Source organism: Cryobacterium sp. Y62 (assembly GCF_002929785.1).
In the GTDB taxonomy this organism is placed as follows: Bacteria; Actinomycetota; Actinomycetes; order Actinomycetales; family Microbacteriaceae; genus Cryobacterium.
The window spans coordinates 1-20,778 of sequence record NZ_PJJK01000093.1 but is presented as its reverse complement, the minus strand read 5'-3'; the positions used below and the strand labels follow the sequence as shown (position 1 = coordinate 20,778).

Annotated in this window: 17 protein-coding genes and 1 pseudogene; 8 read left to right on the top strand and 10 right to left on the bottom strand. The window is 63.4% G+C overall.

What is annotated here, in order from left to right; translation table 11 throughout:
• Positions 1 to 24 precede the first annotated feature (24 nt).
• Positions 25 to 780 (bottom strand): response regulator, encoded by a 756-nt coding sequence (locus CXY71_RS05870; protein WP_104134730.1) that lies wholly within the window; start codon positions 778 to 780, stop codon positions 25 to 27.
• Positions 777 to 2,354, bottom strand: a complete 1,578-nt coding sequence (locus CXY71_RS05865; protein ID WP_233204471.1) for a sensor histidine kinase — start codon at positions 2,352 to 2,354, stop codon at positions 777 to 779. The genes CXY71_RS05870 and CXY71_RS05865 overlap by 4 nt, the downstream gene beginning before the upstream one ends.
• A 198-nt stretch (positions 2,355 to 2,552) precedes the next feature.
• Here CXY71_RS05865 and CXY71_RS05860 point away from each other — a divergent pair, with 198 nt between their 5' ends.
• From CXY71_RS05860 to CXY71_RS05850, 3 genes are read left to right on the top strand one after another with little or no spacing between them, the layout of a single operon-like run.
• Positions 2,553 to 3,545 carry a tripartite tricarboxylate transporter substrate binding protein gene (locus tag CXY71_RS05860; protein WP_233204469.1) on the top strand — a complete coding sequence of 331 codons (993 nt, stop codon included), beginning with the start codon at positions 2,553 to 2,555 and terminating at the stop codon, positions 3,543 to 3,545.
• Between the two features lie 4 nt (positions 3,546 to 3,549).
• Positions 3,550 to 4,101, top strand: coding sequence for a tripartite tricarboxylate transporter TctB family protein (locus CXY71_RS05855; protein WP_104134727.1), 552 nt, complete (start codon positions 3,550 to 3,552; stop codon positions 4,099 to 4,101).
• A complete protein-coding gene (locus tag CXY71_RS05850; RefSeq protein ID WP_104134726.1) occupies positions 4,094 to 5,644 on the top strand; it encodes a tripartite tricarboxylate transporter permease in 1,551 nt (516 codons plus the stop codon). Before CXY71_RS05855 ends, CXY71_RS05850 begins: the two co-directional genes overlap by 8 nt.
• A 116-nt stretch (positions 5,645 to 5,760) precedes the next feature.
• On the opposite strand, the gene ppgK is transcribed toward CXY71_RS05850, so the two are convergent.
• Together ppgK and map are read right to left on the bottom strand one after the other, a co-directional pair.
• On the bottom strand, positions 5,761 to 6,522 hold the full coding sequence (gene ppgK, locus CXY71_RS05845) for a polyphosphate--glucose phosphotransferase (protein ID WP_104134725.1): 762 nt from the start codon (positions 6,520 to 6,522) through the stop codon (positions 5,761 to 5,763).
• A 29-nt stretch (positions 6,523 to 6,551) separates the two neighbouring features.
• Positions 6,552 to 7,415 (bottom strand): type I methionyl aminopeptidase, encoded by an 864-nt coding sequence (gene map, locus CXY71_RS05840; RefSeq protein WP_104134724.1) that lies wholly within the window; start codon positions 7,413 to 7,415, stop codon positions 6,552 to 6,554.
• 12 nt (positions 7,416 to 7,427) lie between these two features.
• Between map and CXY71_RS05835 the strand changes: the two genes are divergently transcribed.
• Entirely contained in the window at positions 7,428 to 7,616 is a 189-nt protein-coding gene (locus tag CXY71_RS05835) for a hypothetical protein (protein WP_104134723.1), read from the top strand.
• Positions 7,617 to 7,631: 15 nt separating this feature from the next.
• On the opposite strand, the gene panB is transcribed toward CXY71_RS05835, so the two are convergent.
• Entirely contained in the window at positions 7,632 to 8,504 is an 873-nt protein-coding gene (panB, locus tag CXY71_RS05830; RefSeq protein WP_233198384.1) for a 3-methyl-2-oxobutanoate hydroxymethyltransferase, read from the bottom strand.
• A gap of 98 nt (positions 8,505 to 8,602) precedes the next feature.
• Here panB and CXY71_RS05825 point away from each other — a divergent pair, with 98 nt between their 5' ends.
• The gene (locus tag CXY71_RS05825) at positions 8,603 to 9,940 is read left to right on the top strand and encodes a glutamine synthetase family protein (RefSeq protein WP_092108031.1); all 1,338 of its coding nucleotides are present in this window, start codon (positions 8,603 to 8,605) and stop codon (positions 9,938 to 9,940) included.
• A gap of 38 nt (positions 9,941 to 9,978) precedes the next feature.
• A pseudogene (locus CXY71_RS05820) lies at positions 9,979 to 13,094 on the top strand (bifunctional [glutamine synthetase] adenylyltransferase/[glutamine synthetase]-adenylyl-L-tyrosine phosphorylase).
• Between the two features lie 86 nt (positions 13,095 to 13,180).
• Here CXY71_RS05820 and glnA read toward each other — a convergent pair.
• Positions 13,181 to 14,605, bottom strand: a complete 1,425-nt coding sequence (gene glnA / locus CXY71_RS05815; protein WP_104134755.1) for a type I glutamate--ammonia ligase — start codon at positions 14,603 to 14,605, stop codon at positions 13,181 to 13,183.
• 144 nt (positions 14,606 to 14,749) lie between these two features.
• Here glnA and CXY71_RS05810 point away from each other — a divergent pair, with 144 nt between their 5' ends.
• Positions 14,750 to 15,178, top strand: coding sequence for an RDD family protein (locus tag CXY71_RS05810; RefSeq protein WP_104134721.1), 429 nt, complete (start codon positions 14,750 to 14,752; stop codon positions 15,176 to 15,178).
• Between the two features lie 104 nt (positions 15,179 to 15,282).
• Here the strand turns inward: CXY71_RS05810 and CXY71_RS05805 are convergent, their stop codons facing one another.
• Genes CXY71_RS05805 through lipB form a run of 3 tightly spaced genes read right to left on the bottom strand, consistent with a single transcriptional unit; the run spans position 15,283 to position 17,717 of the window.
• Entirely contained in the window at positions 15,283 to 15,990 is a 708-nt protein-coding gene (locus CXY71_RS05805) for a DUF4191 domain-containing protein (RefSeq protein ID WP_104132502.1), read from the bottom strand.
• Positions 15,991 to 16,050: 60 nt separating this feature from the next.
• Positions 16,051 to 17,040 carry a lipoyl synthase gene (gene lipA / locus CXY71_RS05800; RefSeq protein WP_104134720.1) on the bottom strand — a complete coding sequence of 330 codons (990 nt, stop codon included), beginning with the start codon at positions 17,038 to 17,040 and terminating at the stop codon, positions 16,051 to 16,053.
• Positions 17,037 to 17,717, bottom strand: coding sequence for a lipoyl(octanoyl) transferase LipB (lipB, locus tag CXY71_RS05795; protein WP_104134719.1), 681 nt, complete (start codon positions 17,715 to 17,717; stop codon positions 17,037 to 17,039). The genes lipA and lipB overlap by 4 nt, the downstream gene beginning before the upstream one ends.
• A gap of 329 nt (positions 17,718 to 18,046) precedes the next feature.
• Between lipB and CXY71_RS05790 the strand changes: the two genes are divergently transcribed.
• Positions 18,047 to 19,693, top strand: coding sequence for a protein kinase (locus CXY71_RS05790; RefSeq protein WP_104134718.1), 1,647 nt, complete (start codon positions 18,047 to 18,049; stop codon positions 19,691 to 19,693).
• A 28-nt stretch (positions 19,694 to 19,721) separates the two neighbouring features.
• Here the strand turns inward: CXY71_RS05790 and CXY71_RS05785 are convergent.
• A partial coding sequence (locus tag CXY71_RS05785) for a 2-oxo acid dehydrogenase subunit E2 (RefSeq protein ID WP_104134717.1) occupies positions 19,722 to 20,778 on the bottom strand: 1,057 nt, incomplete at its 5' end.

The following is a 20,778-nucleotide window of genomic DNA, read 5'->3' as shown; positions in this document are numbered from 1 at the left end:
ACCTTCATCCACCCGGCGGTTTGGTCAGCCGGCCGCGGTCCAGTGATAGAGCTTTTCCGGCCGCCCGGCGCGGCCATATTTTTGGGTGATACCGGCTCGTTCGGTGATGACCAGAAATTCAAGGTAGCGCCGAGCGCTCACCCGAGCCAGTCCCAGATAACCAGCCACGTCGCTGGCCGAGATACCGACGGCGGCTCGCTTGAGCGTGGTCACGACGGCGTCGAGCGTCACCTCGGACAGTCCCTTGGACAGCGACAATGCGACCGATCCAGCGGCTGCGGTGGGCGGCGCGACCGTGCCGGGTTGCAGCATCCGGTCTATTCGTTCCTGATCGAGCATTGATGCTGTCACAGCGGCGTGCTCGCGCAAATCCTGACGGTGTTGAACGTACTGGTCGAGTCGCTCGAGCAGCACGGTCGAGGTGAACGGTTTGACCAGGTAGTGCATGACCCCACCGGCCATCGCTGCCCGCACAGTGTCGAGCTCCCTGGCAGCGGTGATGGCAATGATATCGACCGGGTCGCCGGGAAGATTGCGCGCGGCCCGCAGCACGTCGATGCCGGACATACCGGGCAGATGGATGTCCAACAGCACCAGGTCTGGTTTCAGCCTCGTGATTAGATCGAGGCCGTCTGTACCGGTGTAGGCGACGCCGACGATCTCGAACCCACCGTGGGCGAGCAGAAAACCGGTGTGAATTCCCGCGACTTCACGGTCATCGTCGATGACCACCGTGCGGATAAGAGCCGTGCGAATGAGAGCCGTATGAATGAGCGTCATGAGGCGGTTCCAATGCGGTTGGGCGAGGAAGGTACTGCGGCGAGGAGCACGGTGAAGGTTGCTCCGCCGTGCTGCGACGGCTTGGAGGTGACGAACCCGGTGCGGCGCACGACTACGCGCTGCACGAGGGCCAACCCGAAACCGCGTGCTCCGGGGCGGCTAACGTCTCGGGTGGACTGGCCGACCTCAAATATTCGCACGCGGTCCTTCTCTTTGATTCCCGGGCCGTCATCGGAGACGACGATGGTGGCACCCGTGCTGTCTTCGCTGAGGCGAACGTGGATGGTGCCATCGGCACCGATCGCTTCCATCGCATTGTCAATGAGATTACCGAGTACCGTGACCGGATCCGTCGTTCCATCGGGTGCGAGAGTCGAATCTTCGTCGATGACCAGATTGATGCCTTTCTCCGCTGCGATGGTGCTCTTGGCCATGAGCAGGCTCGCCGCGTCGGGGTCGGTGATGCCGGGGGACAGGGCTCGGGAGACCACGGAACCACCGTGCCCGGCGCGAGTGATGAAATCCACGACCTGCTCCGTGCGCCCCAGTTCGATCAACCCCGAAATAACGTGCATCTTGTTGGCGAATTCGTGGGCCTGGGCACGCAAAGCCTGCGTCACATCCCGTGCGCCATCCAGGTCTTGCAGAAGCTGGTGCAGCTCGGTCCGGTCCCGCAGAATCAATACCCGGCCGACCAATCCACCGTCGACGATGGCATCGTTGGACCGCGCCAGCAGAACGCGTTCACCGACGAGCACGGTCTCATCGCTTTCACCGCTATCGGCCAGCATTCTGGCCAGTTCCGCACCGACCACGTCCGGCGCCGGACGCCCCACCGAGTCATCGTCCGCGCCGAGGAGTCTGCGCGCCTCGTCGTTGACCAGAGCGATGGAACCGGCGGCATCCACCGCAACAAGGCCCTCGCCGATACCGTGCAGCATCGCCTCGCGGGTCTCCAACAGGGAGGCGATCTCTTCGGGTTCCAGCCGGTGAATCCTGCGCCACACCATCCGCGAGATCATCGTCGCCCCGGCTGTTCCTACCAGGGCAGCCCCGACGAGCCAGGTCACGAGCTCTGGCAGCACCTTATAAAGGTCGGCGCGCAGCGTCTGCTCCAAAATTCCTACCGAAGCCATGCCGATGATGACTCCGGACTCGTCAAGGATCGGCAGTTTGACCCGCCAGGTCTCTCCGAGCGTGCCAGTCTGGGTGCCGACATAGGTCTCACCAGACAGCGCAATCGATGGATCCGTCGAGGTCACGTGGCCGATCATGGCCGGGTTCGGATGCGAATAGCGCACGCCGGTGTCGTCGGTAACGACGACGTAGGTGACGTTGGCGGCCTCGGAGATCAGTTCGGCGATCGGTTGAATCGTGTCGCTTGGGTCGCTGTCGTCAAAGGCATCGACGATCGCGGGCAGCTCGGCCACCGACTGCGCGACTCCTACCATGCGGGCTTGATAGGCGTCACGAATCTGCTGTTCCTGCAAGCGGATAGCGACGGACCCGGCAACGAGGACGACGATGAGAACAATAAGGAGTTGCAGAAAGAACAACTGTGTTCTCAGCGACATCGACTGAATCATTCTTCCATTCTCCCATCTACCCTCCGACGTTGCGTCCGGTCCGCCCGGGCAGTGTCCGTAATGACCAATATGCGCACTATGACCGAATTCTTCCGCTGATCGGCGGGGCTCCATACGCTGAGATACAGCGTAGCCATACGCATCACAGTGGAGTGAATAGAGGAAAACAGCATGAAACAAGGCTCAATGACGCGTCGAACCGGTTTGATCGTTACGGCGGCAGCATCCGTTCTACTTCTCGCCGGGTGCAGCACCCCGGCAGCGACCAGCGGCAACAGCAATGAGGCTGCAGCCGGCATCGACAAGCTCAACATCATCGTTCCAGCCGACCCGGGCGGCGGCTGGGACCAGACCGGTAGGGCCATCGAAAAGGACCTGCAGGCCAACGATCTCGTGACGAGCGCCTCCGTCGTCAACGTGGGCGGCGCCGGCGGCACGAACGGGCTCGCCGCGATGAAGACCGAGAAGGATATCAACACCCTCATGGTCATGGGCTATGTCATGGTCGGTGCCGTCGAAACGAACAACTCCGCCAACCGCATCGAAGACACCACCCCGATCGCCCGCCTCACCGACGAGCCGCTCGTCGTGGTCGTTCCGACCGATTCCCCGTACGACACCATTGGCGATCTGCTCGATGACATTGGCGAGACCGGCCAGGCTGTCTCGATCACTGGAGGATCGGCCGGCGGCGCCGACCACATCCTGGCCGGAATGATGCTCAAGGAACAGGGCATCAGCGCTGACAAGCTCAACTACATTCCCTACTCGGGCGGTGGAGAGTCCCTGGCCGCGCTGCTCGGCAACAAGGTCAATGCCGGCATCTCCGGCGTTGGAGAGTACGCCGAGCAGGTCAAAGCCGGCAAACTGCGGGCCCTGGCGGTGTCCGGATCGGACGCTGCCCCGCAGCTTCCCGCCACCGAAACACTGACCGATCAAGGGATCGACGTCGTGCTCACGAACTGGCGCGGAGTGGTCGCTCCCGGATCCATCGATGCCGCTCAGGCCGAAATTCTCACCACACTGATGGAAGACCTGCACGCGACCGACACTTGGCAGACCACACTCACTGATAACAACTGGGCGGATGCCTTCATGATCGGTAACGAGTTCGCCGATTTCCTCACCGAAGACATCGCGACAGTGAAGGTCACGCTGAAAGACATCGGTCTGCTGTAACCCGATGACCGTTCCCACACCCGAGTCGCTGGGCGGCGGTGGCACCAACCGTGCCACCGCCGCCCGGACCGTCGGAGAAATAGTTTTCGCGTGTGTCATCCTCAGCTTGGGAATCGTCGGCTTCGTGGCCGGCGCCGACATCCGCACACCGCCCTCAGCGAGTGACATCGGTCCCCGCGCGTTCCCCTTCCTGGTCTCGGGACTGCTTGTCGTGATTGGCATCGGCCTGATTTTTCAGCTCCTGCGCGGCCACGTCGGCGTGGCCGAAGAGGGCGAAGACGTCGACCCGAGCATCAAAACCGACTGGCTCACCGTCGTGAAGCTCGTCGGCTTCGTCATCGTTCATATTGTGCTGATCGTGCCGCTCGGCTGGCCCGTCGCGGCCGCCGTGTTGTTCTTCGGCGCGGCCTGGTCGCTCGGTGCGAAGCCCTGGTGGCGCAACGCCCTGACCGGCATCGCGCTCGCCCTGATTCTGCAATTCGTGTTCGCGGGGCTCCTCGGCGTGTCCCTGCCGGCCGGTTTTCTCCTGGAAGGGGTGGCCATCTTCAATGGATAACTTCATCAACCTGATGAATGGCTTCAGCGTGGCGATGCAGCCGATGTATCTGCTTTACGCGCTCGGTGGTGTCTTCATCGGCACCGCCATCGGCGTGCTGCCGGGCATCGGACCCGCCATGACCATCGCCCTGCTGATGCCGATCACCTACAGCCTCGAACCGACCGCGGCCATCATCGTCTTCGCCGGCATCTACTACGGTGGCATGTACGGCGGATCGACGACATCGATCCTGCTCAATACACCGGGGGAGTCGGCATCGATCGTGACAGCCCTCGAGGGCAACAAGATGGCCAAGGCCGGACGGGGCGCTGCAGCCCTCGCGACGGCGGCCCTCGGGTCGTTTGTCGCCGGCACCCTCGCGACGGTGTTGCTGAGCTTTCTCGCCCCATTCGTGGCCGAGTTCGCCATTCAAATCGGCCCGGTCGAATATGTGGCCCTCATGCTCGTTGCATTCCTGACCGTGGGGGCCTTGCTCGGGGCATCCGTTCTGCGTGGGCTAGCGTCGCTGGCCCTCGGCTTGTTCATCGCGCTGATCGGCGTCGACGCCCTCACCGGCCAGCAGCGTTACACCTTCGGCAATCCATTCCTGGCCGACGGTATCGACGTTGTACTCGTCGCCGTCGGCTTGTTCGCCGTCGGCGAGGCCATGTATGTGGCGTCCCGGCTGCGGCACGGGCCGGTCAAGGTGATTCCGGTCACCGGCGGCTGGACCACCTGGATGAAGAAGGACGACTGGAAGCGGTCCTGGAAGCCGTGGTTGCGCGGAACCTTCATCGGTTTCCCGATCGGTACGATTCCCGCCGGGGGAGCGGATGTTGCTACCTTCCTCTCCTATGCGGCCGAACGCCGCCTGGCCAACGGTGCGAACAAGAAACAGTTCGGCAAGGGTGCCATCGAGGGCGTTGCCGGCCCGGAATCGGCCAACAACGCGGCGGCGGCCGGAGTTCTGGTGCCGCTACTGACCCTCGGGATTCCGACGACGGCCACGGCCGCGATGATGCTCGTCGCATTCCAGCGCTATCAGATTCAGCCGGGGCCGCTGCTCTTTGAAACCCAGGGTGCACTGGTCTGGACACTCATCGCCAGCCTGTACGTCGGCAACCTGATGCTGCTGATTCTCAACCTGCCGCTGGTGGGTATCTGGGTAAAGATACTGCAGATCCCACGTCCGTACCTGTATGCGGGAATTCTGGTGTTCGCTGGGCTTGGTGCGTTCTCGCTCAATTTCACGCCGGTTGACGTGGGGATTCTGCTCGTCGTTGGCGTGCTGGGCTTCTTCATGCGGCGCTACGGCTACCCGATCGCGCCGATGGTGGTCGGGCTTATTCTCGGCCCGATCTTTGAGAACCAGCTGCGCCGGTCGCTCGCGATCTCGCAGGGGGATCCGACGGCGCTCATCGCATCACCGATCGCGGCCACCGTCTATGTTTCACTGATCGTGATCTTCGCCCTGTCGTACTGGATGAAGCGTCGCCAACGTGTTATGGAGTCTGAGCGAGTTTCCGAGGACGACGCCGTCGATGAACGGATGGCCCGGTAGCTTTCGTCTGGCCGAAGCGACAGAGGACCGACACCATCGCCATGGTGTCGGTCCTCTGTCGTTCCCCTGACCAAAATCGGGGCGGGAGCCAGCCGGCAAGACCTAACCGGCCAGATCTAGCTGGAAACAGGGCGGGCGGCGAGGGCGGCTGCACCGAGGATGCCTGCATTGTTGCGGTGCACGGCCGGAATGATCCTGGTTTTCAGGCGCAGCAGCGGCAGGAAGTCCTCATAGTGTTTGGAGACGCCGCCGCCGACAATGAACAGGTCGGGGGTGAATAACAGTTCAAGGGTCGAGTAATACTTCTGCAGGCGCATCGCCCACTTGTCCCAGCTCAGGTTCTCGCGTTCCTTGGCAGAGTACGCCGCCCGAGTCTCGTAGTCCTGACCGTCGATCTGCAGGTGGCCGAGTTCCGTGTTCGGAACCAGCACACCGTCATTGAGCAGCGCCGAACCGATTCCAGTGCCGAGAGTGGTCAGCAGTACGACGCCGGCAACGTCCTTCGCCGCCCCGAACTGCGCTTCGGCGTACCCCGCGGCATCCGCGTCGTTGACGAAGTGAATTGGGAGCCCAAGGCCCTTTTCAAACAAAGCCTCGGCGGCCAGGCCGATCCACTTCGATGATACGTTCGCCGCCGACATGGTGCTCCCGTTCTTCACAACCGCGGGAAAACAGACACCGACCGGCAGGTCGCCGACTCCCTGAGACACCGTCCCGAGCAGGGTGCGCGTGGTCTCAATGATGTCCTGCGGTCTGCCACCCTTGGGCGTCGGCAGCTTCACCCGATCTGAGAGCAGCTCACCGGTCGACAGATCGACGACGGCTCCCTTGATGCCGGTGCCACCGATGTCGATGCCGATTGCCGTCGTTGCAGTCATATATTGAACCTATCTGGTCGAGCGCGCGGTCAGGGCAGGGTTAGAATTTCGGCGCCACGTTCGGTCACCACAAGAGTGTGTTCAAACTGCGCCGTGATGCTGCGGTCGCGGGTGAGGACCGTCCAGTCGTCGTCCCAGATGTCCCAGTCGCTCGTGCCGAGCGTGAGCATTGGCTCGATGGTGAAGACCATGCCGACCTCCATCACGGTGTCGTACTGCGGCGCGTCATAGTGCGGAATAATCAGGCCGGAGTGGAAGGCTTCGCCGACCCCGTGCCCGGTATAGTCGCGTATGACACCGTAGTTGAAGCGTTTGGCGTAGGACTCGATCGTGCGACCGATCACATTGACCTGTCGTCCGGGGGCTACGGCCTTGATGCCGCGGACGAGCGCCTCGCGGGTGCGTTCGACCAGCAGGGTGACCTCTTCGCTCGCTTCCCCGACGACAAAGGTCACGTTGGTGTCGCCGTGAACCCCGTTCTTGAACGCGGTGATGTCGATGTTCACGATGTCGCCGTTTTCAAGCACCGTGTTGTCGGGGATACCGTGGCAGATGACCTCGTTGACCGAGCTGCACAACGATTTGGGGTAGCCGCGGTAACCGAGCGTCGAGGGGTAGGCGTCGTGCGCGACCATGTAGTCGTGGCCGATCCGGTCAAGTTCCTCGGTTGTGACGCCGGGAACGATTGCAGCGCCGACGGCGGCGATGGCCCGGGCAGCGATGCTGCCCGACTCGCGAATGAGTTCGATTTTCTCGAGCGAATAGACATCGGAGCCGGTGAAGGGGCTCGGGCCGGTCTTGCCGATGTACTCCGGGCGAACGATGTGGGACGGAACGGAACGGGGCGATGACACCGTTCCCGGGATGAGGTGACCGATTGAATCCTTAGGCATAGGATCAAGCTTATGGCCGAGAACAAGGAACACGCATTCTGGTACAACATGCGCACCGGCGAGGTCGAGCACGGTCTGCAGTCGGCATCACTGGATCGGGTTGGACCATTCGTGACCCGCGATGATGCCGCCCATGCCCTGGAAAAGCTGCGGGCGAACAGCGCCAAGTGGTCTGAGGACGACGCGCGAGACGCTCGCTAGCAGCCCGCAGGCGTGCTACTCGTAGCTGTGCTCTGGAGCCGGGTAGGCACCAGAGGCGACATCGGCGGTGAACCGTTGTACGGCATCCGTCAGCACAGCTCGCACGTCAGCATACTGGCGCACAAACCGAGGTACCCGGCCGCTGGTCATACCGGCGAAATCGGTCCAGACCAGCAATTGACCGTCAACGGACGGTCCGGCACCGACCCCGATAGTCGGGATCGACAGGCGTTCGGTCACCTGAGCGGCGACCGAGGCCGGAACCATTTCGAGGACCACGGCAAAGGCCCCGGCCTCCTGCACGGCGAGGGCGTCGATAATGAGGGCCTCGGCCGCTTCGCCGCGCCCCTGGATGATGTGGCCGCCGAGCCCGTGCTCGCTCTGCGGGGTGAAGCCGATATGACCCATCACCGGGATACCAGCCGACACGATGCGCCGAATCTGTTTGTGGCTGCGCTCCCCACCCTCCAGCTTGACCGCGTGCGCCTGGGCTTCCTTCATGAACCGCACGGCCGTGGCCAGGGCCTGATCTGGCCCGCTCTCGTAGGACCCAAACGGCATGTCCGCGACGACGAGCGCGCGGGTGACCGCGCGTGCTACGGCGCGGGTCAGCGGAATGAGCTCGTCAACCGTGACCGGCAGGGTGGTTTCGTATCCGAAGACGTTATTGCCGGCGGAATCACCGACTAGGAGAAAGTCGATACCGGCCTCATCGAAAATCTGTGCGGTGAGCATGTCGTAGCTGGTCAGGCCGGTAATCGGAATGCCCTGCAGCTTGGCGGTCTGGAAATGTCTGGTGCGTACCCGTTTGGGGCCCTCGGGCGCGTGTCCGTACGGCTGCTGAACCGCGACATCGGCGGGAGGGACCGTGGGCTCTGGCACTGTCAACTTTGGCATGCGACAAGTTTAGTCAGGCAAGCAATCGTCCCTGGAGCCAGTAGCCTAAGCAGTAGTTATTAAAGTTGGAGCAATCAGAAAGAGCGTGAATGGACAAGCAGCGCGACTTCGTTCTTCGGACCATCGAGGAACGAGGAATCAAGTTCGTTCGACTCTGGTTCACCGATGTCGTCGGCACTCTGAAATCGGTCGCCATCGCTCCCGCCGAGGTTGAAGGTGCATTCAATGAAGGCCTCGGTTTCGATGGCTCGGCCATCGAGGGTCTCACCCGTTCCTTCGAAGCGGATGTCCTCGCTCACCCGGATCCCACCACGTTCCAGATTCTGCCGTGGCGCGGCGAGGTCGACCCGACAGCCCGCATGTTCTGCGACATCACCACGCCCGACGGGCAGCCCGCCGTGGCAGACCCGCGCAACGTGCTCAAGCGCACCCTGGCCAAGGCAGCCGACCGCGGCTTCACGTTTTACACTCACCCCGAGGTGGAGTTCTACCTGCTCAAGTCCTCGAAGTACGGCAAGAACGGCCCGATTCCGGTCGACTCGGCCGGCTACTTCGACAACGTTCCCGGCGGCACGGCGCACGACTTCCGTCGCCGCTCCGTGCGCATGCTCGAAGACCTGGGAATTTCGGTGGAGTTCAGCCACCACGAAGCGGGACCCGGCCAGAACGAGATCGACCTGCGGTACGCCGATGCGCTGACCACAGCCGATAACATCATGACCTTCCGCACAGTGGTCAAGGAAGTCGCCATCGAGCAGGGCGTCTACGCGACGTTCATGCCCAAGCCCATGTCTGAGCACCCCGGATCCGGCATGCACACCCACATGTCGCTGTTTGAGGGCGACGCGAACGCGTTCTACGAGGCCGGCGCCAAGTATCAGCTATCCAAGATCGGCCGCCAGTTCATCGCCGGGCTGCTCAAGCACGCGCCGGAAATCACCGCGGTGACCAACCAGTTCGTCAATTCCTACAAGCGGCTGTGGGGCGGTGACGAGGCCCCGAGCTTCGTCTGCTGGGGCCACAACAACCGCTCGGCCCTCGTGCGGGTACCACTGTACAAGCCGAACAAGGGCCAGAGCGCTCGAGTCGAGTACCGGGCGATCGATTCAGCGGCCAACCCTTACCTCGCCTACTCGCTCATGTTGGCTGCCGGCCTCAAGGGCATCGAGGAGGGCTACGAGCTGCCGCCCGAAGCCGAAGACAACGTCTGGAGCCTCAGCGACACGGAGCGCCGTGCCCTCGGCTACACGCAGCTGCCGGCGAGCCTCGACCATGCCATTCAGTTCATGGAAGAGTCCGAACTCGTCGCAGAGACACTCGGGGAACAGGTCTTCAACTACGTACTGCTGAACAAGCGCCAGGAATGGCGCGACTACCGGTCGCAGGTCACTCCGTTTGAGCTGCAGAAAAATCTGGAGATGCTCTAACTCGCACCCGGTGTCGATGATCGAAGGAATCACCCGCGATGGAGCGTTTGCACTTATCCCTGACCGAGCTTGTTCGGGTCGGCTTCGTGGACCTCACCGAGGTGCGCGGTCGGCTCGACGAGGTCGTGCACCTCGGTGCGAGCAGCGCATACAGCTCGTCCGAGGTGACCGACCGGTTAACCGAGACACGCCAGTTGCTGCCGCTCCTGACAAAAACGGCCAGTCCGGATGCGGCGCTGGTCGCCTTGGTTGCTCTGCTCCGGCAGGGATCAGCTGAGCTGTTCCGTCTGCTGCAGTCACCCGCTTCGGCTGGGCGTCTGCTCAAAGTGCTCGGGGCTTCGAGCGGCCTGGCCGAATTCTTTCTCCGACACCCGAACGAATTGTCCGTCCTCAAAGCACCGCTGGTTGTGCTGCCCAGCGTCGACGAACTGGTGCGCGACCTATTGGAGTCGGTGGGCGCGAGCAACGGATTCTCCCGCCTGGTGGACGAGGAGGCCTGGATCGCCCTTCGGGTGCGGTATCGCCGGCGGCTGGCGCAACTAGCGGNCGGTATCGCCGGCGGCTGGCGCAACTAGCGGCCTTCGACCTCGAACAGGACGACCCTGTGGCCGGGCTCGACGGCGTGACCCGCACGCTGTCCGACCTCGCGACGGCGGCCCTCGAGGCCGCCCTCGCCGTGGCGCGTACCATGTGCAGCGGCGAGTCGGCCGGCCGGGGCGTGTTCCCCGCCGAACAGGTGCGCGCGACCCGGCTGGCGATTATCGGCATGGGCAAAGCCGGCGCAAGTGAACTCAACTATGTCAGCGATGTCGACGTCATCTTTGTCGCAGATGGTGATGAAACAGTCGGGTTGGAAAACTCCCGCGCCGTCGAGATCGCCACCCGGCTGGCCGTACTCATTATGCGTGGCCTGGGAGAATCCGCCCTCGAACCGGAACTCTGGGAGGTCGACCCCAACCTGCGCCCTGAGGGTAAGAGCGGTGCGCTCGTGCGTTCGATCAAATCCCACCTCGCCTACTACGATCGCTGGGCCAAGAGTTGGGAGTTCCAGGCCCTGCTCAAGGCGCGCACGCTCGCTGGCGACCCCGAGCTCGGACGGCGCTACATCGACGCCGTCACGCCCAAGGTCTGGAGCAGCGCCAGCCGGGAGAATTTCGTCGAGTCCGTGCAGCGGATGCGGGAGCGCGTCACCGACAATATCCCCGACGATGAGGTCGATGTGCAGCTCAAGCTCGGGCCGGGCGGTCTGCGCGATATCGAGTTTACGGTGCAGTTGCTACAGCTTGTGCATGGCCAGACCGATCCAGAGGTGCGCCAGGCCGGCACCCTCCCCGCCCTGACCGCACTGGCCACGGCCGGCTACGTCGGGCGGGCCGAAGCGACCGAATTCGCCCAGGACTACCGCATGCTGCGTCTGATGGAGCACCGGCTGCAGCTGCAGAAGCTGCGCCGTACACATTTGGTTCCCCGGGACGAGGCGAACCTGCGGGTGCTGGCGCGGTCGACCGGTCTGGCGACGAGCGCCGCCGGGCTGACCATCCGCTGGGCGGAGACCAAGCAACGCGTGCGCGGCTTGCACGAACGGCTGTTTTACCGTCCACTGCTTTCCGCGGTAGCGTCCCTCTCAGCTGAGGGCCTGAATTTGACCAGCGAGCAGGCGGAGGCTCGGCTGGCCGCGATTGGTTTCCTCAACACCAAGGGCGCCCTCGCTCACATCGCGGCGCTCTCGGGTGGCGTATCGAGACGCGCGGCAATTCAACGTCATCTGCTGCCCGTCCTGCTGCAGTGGCTGTCCCAGGGGGCTGATCCCGACTATGGATTTCTCGCGTTTCGGCGACTCAGCGACAACCTCGGCTCGACCTACTGGTTCCTGCGCATGCTGCGCGACTCGTCCGGCGCTGCGGAGCGGCTCACCCGGGTACTGTCCGGCAGCCGCTACATCGGGGAGCTGCTCGAGAAGATTCCTGAAGCGGTCGCCTGGTTGGAGGACGAGGACGACCTGCAACCGCGTCCGCTCAAGGCCCTGCGGGACGAAACAAGTGCGGTGCTCGGCCGACATGAGAGTGCGGATGCCGCCGCAGCCATCCTGCGGGCGGCACGCCGACGCGAAATGCTCCGCCTGGCGTTCGCCTCACTCCTCGGCCAAATCAACCTCGACCAGCTGGGTCAGGGCCTCACCGATGTGAATGCAACCTATATCCAAGGTGTGATCGCGGCCATTCGCGGAGGCGAACTCAGTGATCCGGCGCAAAGCACGGCATCCGCTTCACCCGATGGAATCGAATTCGCGGTCATCGGTATGGGCCGCTTTGGTGGCGCTGAGCTCGGTTTCGGCTCCGACGCCGATGTCATGTATGTCTTTCGCGCCGGTGCCCTCGAGGGTGAAGCTGCCAACGAGCGCGCCAGATTCATCGTGCGTGAACTCAACCGGCTGAACGATGACGCCCGCCTGCCGCTTGATCTGGACATCGGCCTGCGCCCCGAGGGCAGCAATGGGCCCGTGGTGCGGTCACTGGAGTCATACCAGGCCTACTACCGGCGCTGGTCACTCACCTGGGAAGCCCAGGCGCTGCTGCGCGGTCGCGGAGTCGCCGGGGATGTCGCGCTGCTGCGCGACTTCGAGGCCGTGGCTGATGAGGTGCGGTATCCGAGCAATATCAGCGAGCAGGCCGTGCGTGAGGTCCGCCGCATCAAGGCGCGGGTCGAGAACGAGCGCCTGCCGCAGGGAGCCGACCCGAACCGGCACCTCAAGCTGGGCCGCGGGTCGCTCAGCGACGTCGAGTGGCTCGTGCAATTGCTTCAATTACAACACGCCGCAGCCACTCCGGCGCTCCGCACGACGTCGACACTGCACGCGCTGACCGAGGCGGTGACCGCGGGTTTGATTCCAGCAGCGGATGCCGCAGTGTTGCGCAGCGCCTGGATTTTCGCGTCCCGCGCGCGCTCGGCCATCACACTGTGGACCAATCACACCTCGAACGTACTTCCGACGGATCGCGCAGCCCTCGAGGGTATCGCCCGTGTGATGGAATACCCACCGGGGTCGGGCAACCAGCTGGAGGACGACTATCTCGCCGTCACGCGACGAGCCCGCGCTGTCTTTGAACGGCTGTTCTACGGCCCGGTGGAGCGGCCGGGTCCCACAGCCGGCTGAGCCTGCGCGAGCCCATCCGCAACGTAAAAGGACCGCATCCGAAAGATGCGGTCCTTTCTAACTCTGCGGCTTCTCAGTGAGGCGGCTCAGACCCCGTAGTACAGCTCGAACTCGAACGGGTGCGGGCGCTGGGCGAGCGGCTTGATCTCGTTTTCGCGCTTGTACTCGATCCAGGTCTCGATCAGCTCAGGGGTGAACACGTTTCCGGCCAGCAGAAAGTCGTGGTCGGCTTCGAGGGCTTGCAAGGCTTCCTCGAGCGAAGCCGGAACCTGGGGGATGTTCTTTGCTTCTTCGGGCGGCAGCTCGTAGAGGTCCTTGTCGACGGGCTCGTGCGGTTCGGTGCGGTTCTTGATGCCGTCGAGACCGGCCATGAGCTGTGCAGCGAAGGCAAGGTACGGGTTGCCGGAGGCATCGGGTGCACGGAACTCGAGGCGCTTCGCCTTCGGGTTGGTGCCGGTGATCGGGATACGGATCGATGCCGACCGGTTGCCGGCTGAGTAGACCAGGTTGACCGGTGCTTCGAAGCCGGGGACGAGACGGTGGTACGAATTCACCGTCGGGTTCGTGAACGCGAGAACGGCCGGGGCGTGCTTGAGCAGGCCTCCGATGTACCAGCGAGCCACATCGGAGAGTCCGCCATAGCCGGCCTCATCGTAGAACAACGGCTTGCCGTCGGCCCAGAGGGACTGGTGGGTGTGCATGCCGGAGCCGTTGTCGCCGAAGAGCGGCTTGGGCATGAAAGTCGCCGTCTTGCCCCAGTCGTGGGCGGTGTTCTTGACGATGTACTTGAACTTGAGCAGGTCGTCCGCGGCGTGCACCATGGTGTCGAACTTGTAGTTGATCTCGCCCTGGCCGCCGGTGCCGACCTCGTGGTGGCTGCGCTCAAGGATGAGGCCGGCTTCGATCAGCTTGAGGCAGATGTCATCGCGCATGTCAGCGTGCTGGTCAACCGGGCTGACCGGAAAGTAGCCGCCCTTGAACGGCGTCTTGTTGGCGAGGTTTCCGCCTTCTTCCTTCTTGCCGGAGTTCCAGGCCCCTTCACCGGAGTCGACGGAGTAAAAGCTGGTGTGCTGATTCACTTCGTAGCGCACATCGTCGAAGATGTAGAACTCGGCTTCCGAGCCGAAGAATGCGGTGTCGCCGATGCCGGTCGAGGCGAGGTACTTTTCAGCCTTCTTGGCTACCTGGCGCGGGTCCTTGGAGTAGATCTCGCCGTTGCGCGGGTTGTAGATGTCGAACAACATAATGAGCGTGCGCTCGGTACGGAATGCGTCGATGTACGCGGTCGACACGTCGGGGATGAGCTGCATGTCGGATTCGTGGATCGACGCGAAACCGCGGATCGACGAGCCATCGAACATCTGACCAACGGTGAAGAATTCTTCATCAACGGTGGATGCCGGGATGTTGAAGTGCTGCTGCACACCGGGAAGATCGGTGAAACGGATGTCAAGGAACTTGACGTCCGTGTCTTTGATGAATTTGAGCACTTCTGACGAATCGCGGAACATGCGGATAAACTCCAGACGACGTGGGCGTGGAAACAGCCGAATCGGATACATCGGCTTCACTGAGATTAGTAGCGCTGCGTTACTTGTCCGTGACGCTTATGTTTCACACATGTTACAGGGGAGCCTGCTCGGTAGACTCATCAAGTGCCAGACTCCAACTCCCGCCCGAACACTTTTGGCCCAGTGCCACCCAGTAAATGGCCGGGCGAGCGGCTCGGGTTACCCCAGGTCGGACCGAATTCGATCGGGCGGCCGGGGAGACGAATTCTGGGTTTCGCCATCGACTGGGCCATTGCGATCGCGGTGTCGGCGATCTTCTTCAACTACGATCCGGCCGCGAACCTGATCATCTTCGTCATCATGCAGATCGTGTTCATTCCGACAATCGGGTCGAGTATCGGCCACCGGTTCGTTGGCCTGCGGCTCATCTCCATTCACGGCGGCTGGATCGGGCTGTGGCGGCCGGTAGTGCGTTCGCTGCTGCTCGGGATTGCCCTCCCCGCCTTGGTGTGGGATTCCGATCAGCGCGGCTTCCACGACAAGATCGCCGGAACGGCGCTCATACGTCAGTAGGGAGCCGGTCGGTACTGCACAGCCCGAACAAATTGGAAGAAGGGCCGCACGCGAAGCGTGGGCCCTTCTTCTCGTTCCCCGGGATCGGGTGAATCTATCTGGAGTCAGCCGCGCTGCGGGCGTGCCTTCATCGGGTCGACGCCCTTGGGAATGGGAAGTTTGGTGCCCATGGAGTTCAGGCGGTTGTTGACCGCAAGAACTTCGGCCTTGGTCAGGGTGGGCTTGATCCGGGTGAGGCGGCGGGCCAGCTTGTGCAGCGGCACGGCGTCGTCGTCGGGCCCGACCGAGATGACCGTTACGCCAACGTTGCCGCCGATGCGCACGATTTTACGCTTTTCTTCGTCGAGCATGCGTGTAGTACGCGTTTTCGGACCCTCGCTGATCAGTACGACCCCACCGCGACCGACAGCGCGATAGACAGCATCCTGTGTCTTGCCGTTGACAGCGACCGGCATTTCACTGCCAACCCATCCCCGCTTGAGCGAACTGCGCAGCACGGCCCCGACGGCACCAGGCTGGCCCTCGATCTGCGAATAGGCGGCTTTCTCAGCGCGCCGCCCCAGAATGATGAGCATCGCCAGAATGCCAGCGAGCACGCCAGCGACAATCCACAGCACCATCGTGAAGACGTTGCTGCCGGGAATCAGCAGGGCCAGCGCCAGGCTGATCAGAACGGGGATGAGGAAGGCCAGAACCAGAATCCAGACGATATTCGAGTCATATCGTCTCGTCATCTGGAAAACCTGCCACATTTGCTTCAAGCGGCCGGGCTTCTTCGGTTTTTTGGGGGTCTTTTCCTTGCTGCGTGCCATGGGTACAAGACTACCCAGTCGCTCGAATGCCGAGTGACCGAATTCGGCGGTGTTCTCGCATCAGGAGACTGCTTGGGCAAAACCGAGCTGGGCATCCGCCAGCTGACGCAATTCGACGGGAATTTCGCGCCCGGTGGCGACCATGGACTGGGCCCACAGGCGACCGGCCCGATAGGACGAGCGCACCAGCGGACCGGAGAGCACGCTGAGAAAACCGATCTCTCTGGCTTCCTCGTTGAGTTCGACGAATTCCTCCGGGCGCACCCAGCGGGCGACCGGCAGGTGTCGGGCACTCGGCCGCAGGTACTGCGTGATGGTGATGATGTCGGTGCCTGCCTCGTACAAGTCGTGCAGGGCCTGAGTGATCTCCGCGCGTTCTTCCCCCATTCCCAGGATGAGGTTCGACTTGGTGATCAGGCCGGCGTTGCGGCCCTGGGTGAGGACGTCGAGCGAACGGTCGTAGCGAAAGGCTGGACGGATGCGCTTGAAGATGCGCGGTACGGTCTCAACGTTGTGCGCGAAAACCTCCGGTTGGGCTGAGAACACCTGTGCGAGATGCTCCGGGTTGCCGGAGAAGTCCGGCACCAGAATCTCGACGCCGGTTCCGGGACTCTGCTGGTGGATCTGGCGAATGGTCTCGGCATAGAGCCAGGCCCCCTCGTCGGGCAGGTCGTCCCTGGCCACACCGGTTACGGTGGCATAGCGCAGGTTCATGGCGACAACCGATTCGCCGACGCGGCGCGGCTCGTCGGTGTCGTAATCGGCCGGCTTGCCCGTGTCGATCTGGCAGAAGTCACAGCGCCGCGTGCACTGCGAGCCACCGATCAAGAAGGTGGCTTCGCGGTCTTCCCAGCACTCAAAGATGTTGGGGCAGCCGGCTTCCTGGCATACCGTGTGCAGGTTTTCGCTTTTCACGAGGCTCTGCAGCTTCTGATATTCGGGGCCCATTCTGGCGACGGTCTTGATCCAGGCTGGCTTCCGTTCGATCGGAGTTTCGGCGTTGCGAATTTCCAGGCGCAGGAGCTTGCGACCTTCGGGTGCTGCATTCATGCGTTCGTCCTGACGGTGTCGAGGCTGACGGGGTTCAGACTGTCGGTGTCGGCTCCAAGCGCGCGACGAAAGCCAGCGGTGATGGAGTCGATGAGTTCACTCGGCTCAACGGTGCGGCCGAGGACGCGGGACATTGTGGTCACTCCGGCATCGCGAATTCCGCAGGCGATGATGCGGTCGTACGGCTCGAGGGAGTTGCTGCAGTTAAGCGCGAACCCGTGCATGGTGACACCCTGGGCGACGCGGATGCCGATGGCGGCGATCTTGTCTTCGTGTCCGGCCGGTCCGACCCAAACACCTGAACGTCCGGCTACCCGGACGGCGTCGATCCCAAATCCGATCAGCACCTCAATCAACATGCCCTCGAGGGAACGAACGTAACCGACGACGTCGACCGGTTCTGCCAGGTGCAGGATAGGGTAGCCGACTAGCTGCCCCGGGCCGTGCCAGGTTATTTTGCCGCCGCGGTCGACGTCGATCACCGGGGTGTCGTCGACGGGGCGTTCCTCCGGCAGGGTGCGTTTACCCGCTGTGTACACTGCGGGATGCTCCAAGAGGAGGACTGTGTCCGGTCGCTCACGGGCGACGACGGAACGGTGGACTGCGCGTTGGAGCTCTAGGCCCTCAACATACGGCACGGAGTTGGCGCTTAGCCCCGCGACGACAAAGTCGAGCATTGGCCCAGTCTAGGGGGTCAGCGAGGGAGTCAGGGCAAGCGGCAGACTTATGCCGGCCTGGCTGCCGACAAGTTCCTGGCCTCCTCCCCGCTTTCCCGCTTCGCCGGTTGTGCACCGGTGCGTGCCTGCCAGGTCTTCTGACCCGTTCCTTGCGAGAACATGGTCTCGTGAAACGACGAAGCGCAGTGCCTCCGACTCCGGTCGATGGCCCGATCAGATTCGATGACCCGAACCGACTCGGTCCGCGGTCGCAGTTGACAGTCGACAGAAATCGTGAGCCGGGTTCGGCAGTGCTGGACAGCGACTGCGTTGTTGCTGGCTAACGACTAATTCGGCTGCTCGGCACGGGGGACCGTGCCTCAATCTATCTAGGACATTCCGGCAGCGGCACCATGGTTGCCCTCAAGGTATTCCGTGCCGACACCGAGTCGGCGAGCATCGAGAGCGACATCGCCGTTCTTACCTCGGCCGCAGCGCCGGGGCTCGTCCGGCTGCTCGATGTTGCGCAGCTCGGTGATGGTCGCATTTGCCTGGTCCTGGAACGGCTCGCCGGGGGGTCGTTGGCCCGTTATTTGATCGAACACCCAGTGCTGTCGCCGGGCGAAGTGGTCACCCTCCTCGCCCCCGTCGTGGTGGCCTTGAATGCGCTGCATTCTGCTGAGTTCGCGCACGGCAGTCTCAGCCAGGCCACCATACTGCTCGACGCGACCGGCCGGCCCGTGCTAACCGGGTTCGGCGCGATCCGACAGTTCAGCGACGCCCTACGAGAACGGATGCCGCTCCTCCGCGCCGATTACACCCGACTGGCGACCATCGGGCAGTGCGTCTGTGATGGGCTCGCCGAGACTGACGCGCGCAGCCGCGGCGCGGCAGAACTGATCCGTCGGCTCCACGATGCCGTGAATCCAAGCGATAGTGCTGGTCGGTCCGGAGCAGAAGCGGGAGCGTTCCTCGCATCGGAACCGACGGAAGCGGTCCTGGTGGATCTGGAACGTGCCCTGTTCGACTGGGCCGAGGCGGAACCGCTGCGGGGTTTTCGACCCGCCACCGAACCGAATCCCGGCAACGCCTGGTCGGCTGGCCCGTCGATCGGTGGCCGGGAGATTGCGGAGCCAGCCCGGCGGATCGGAAAAGTGCAGGTCCGAGCCGCGTTCAGCGAACGCGGCCATGCCACCGAACGGACTGCGCCGGGCCGGTACGCCCCAGAAGACGACGAAACCGTTTTGCACGAGCCCGACCCGTATCCTTCCGCTTTGAATGCGTGCGTGAGATCGCCTTCCTGGGCCCTCAGCAACTTTGTGGCGCGGGCCGCCGGGTCTCGGCAGCGCCTCAGCCGGCTGCTCAACAGCTTGGTTGACGCGCGCCCGGTCGAGGCCCTGAAGCATGGCCTGCGTAAACGACTGCATGGTCGTCGGCGACCTATCCTGGTGGCGGGTCTGGGCGGAGTCAGTGTGCTCGTGCTGGCACTGACGTTGTTTCCGCTAACCGGGCACTCCGGGCGACCCGGTCCGGTCGCCGACGCGGTGGCTGCCGGCCCGCCCGCAACGGCCGCGACACCGGAGAATAGCGACCATTCTTCAGACCAGAGCCAGCCCAGTGGTGCCCCGTCGGGCCTTCAAACGCCGGATGCAGCTGCGATTGCGGGGGATGATCCGGTCGCGGCCGTGATGGCGCTGTTGGCCGGCCGCGCCGCTTGCCTCGCTGCGGCGTCCCTCGTCTGCCTGGTGGACGTCGACCAGACCGGCTCGGCCGTGCTGGCTCTGGACAGCTACGACACGCGTCAGCAGCAACAGGGCGGGTCAGGGCTGCAACTGCCAGACTACGTGGGCTTTCTGCCGACCCTCGCGGAACGAACCGGCAACCTGGCCGTTGTCGCACTGGCCCCTGTCGCCGGGAACAAAAAAGGCCAGCCGGCCTCGGTCCTTGCAGTCAAGGGCGAGGGCGGCTGGCGTCTTCGTGAGATTTTCGACTACTGAATTGCTCAGCGTCGACAGATCCTGGAGTTTAGATACCGAGGTTGCCCTCGAACGCTCCAGCTTCCAGACGTGCCTTCATCGTGGTGAGGAAGCGGGCAGCATCCGCTCCGTCGACAATGCGGTGATCGTAGGACAGCGCGAGGTACACGCTCGAACGAATCGCGATCGCGTCGAGGCCGTCGGTAGTGACGACGAGCGGCTTCTTATACACGATGCCGGTGCCCAGGATGGCGCTCTGCGGCAGGAACACCACGGGAGTGTCAAACAGGGCGCCACGCGAACCGGTGTTGGTCAGGGTGAATGTTCCGCCGCTGAGCTCGTCGGGCTTAAGTTTATTGTCCCGGGTGCGGGCAGCGAGATCCGCGATCTGGGCGGCAAAACCGGCCAGATCGAGTTCGCCGGCGTTACGCACAACCGGAGTCAGCAGACCACGTTCGGTATCGACCGCGATGCTAATGTTTTCCTGGGCCGGATAGACGATCGTGTCGCCCTCGATCGTGGCGTTCACGATCGGGATGGCACGAAGTGCCTCGGCCGCGGCCAGGGCGAAGAACGGCAGGAACGAGAGCTTGTTGCCGGTCTTCTCGGCGAACGCATCCTTGACCTGGTCACGCAGCATGGCGACACGGGTGACATCGACCTCGATCACAGTCGTGAGCTGAGCGGATGATTGCATCGAGATGACAGCACGCTCGGCGACGACCTTGCGCAGGCGCGACATCGGCTGGGTGGTTCCGCGCAGCGGCGAGACCTCAACGACCGGCGCGGCCGTGGCTGGCCGCGCTGACGAAGCCTGCACGATGTCTTCCTTGCGGATGCGTCCGCCCACTCCGGTGCCGCTGATGGTCGACAGGTCGACACCGGCCTCGTTGGCGAGCTTGCGCACGATCGGGGTGACGTACCCGCTGGTCCCGGCGTGCGAACCGCGGGCGACCGGAGCCTCCACAACCGCAGCGGGCGCTGCGGCAATGGGGGTCGGAGCGGATGCGACTACCGGTGCTGCGACCGGTGCTGCGACCGGTGCTGCGACCGGTGCGGGTGCGGGTGCGGCGACCGGTGCGGGTGCGGGTGCGGGTGCGCCGACC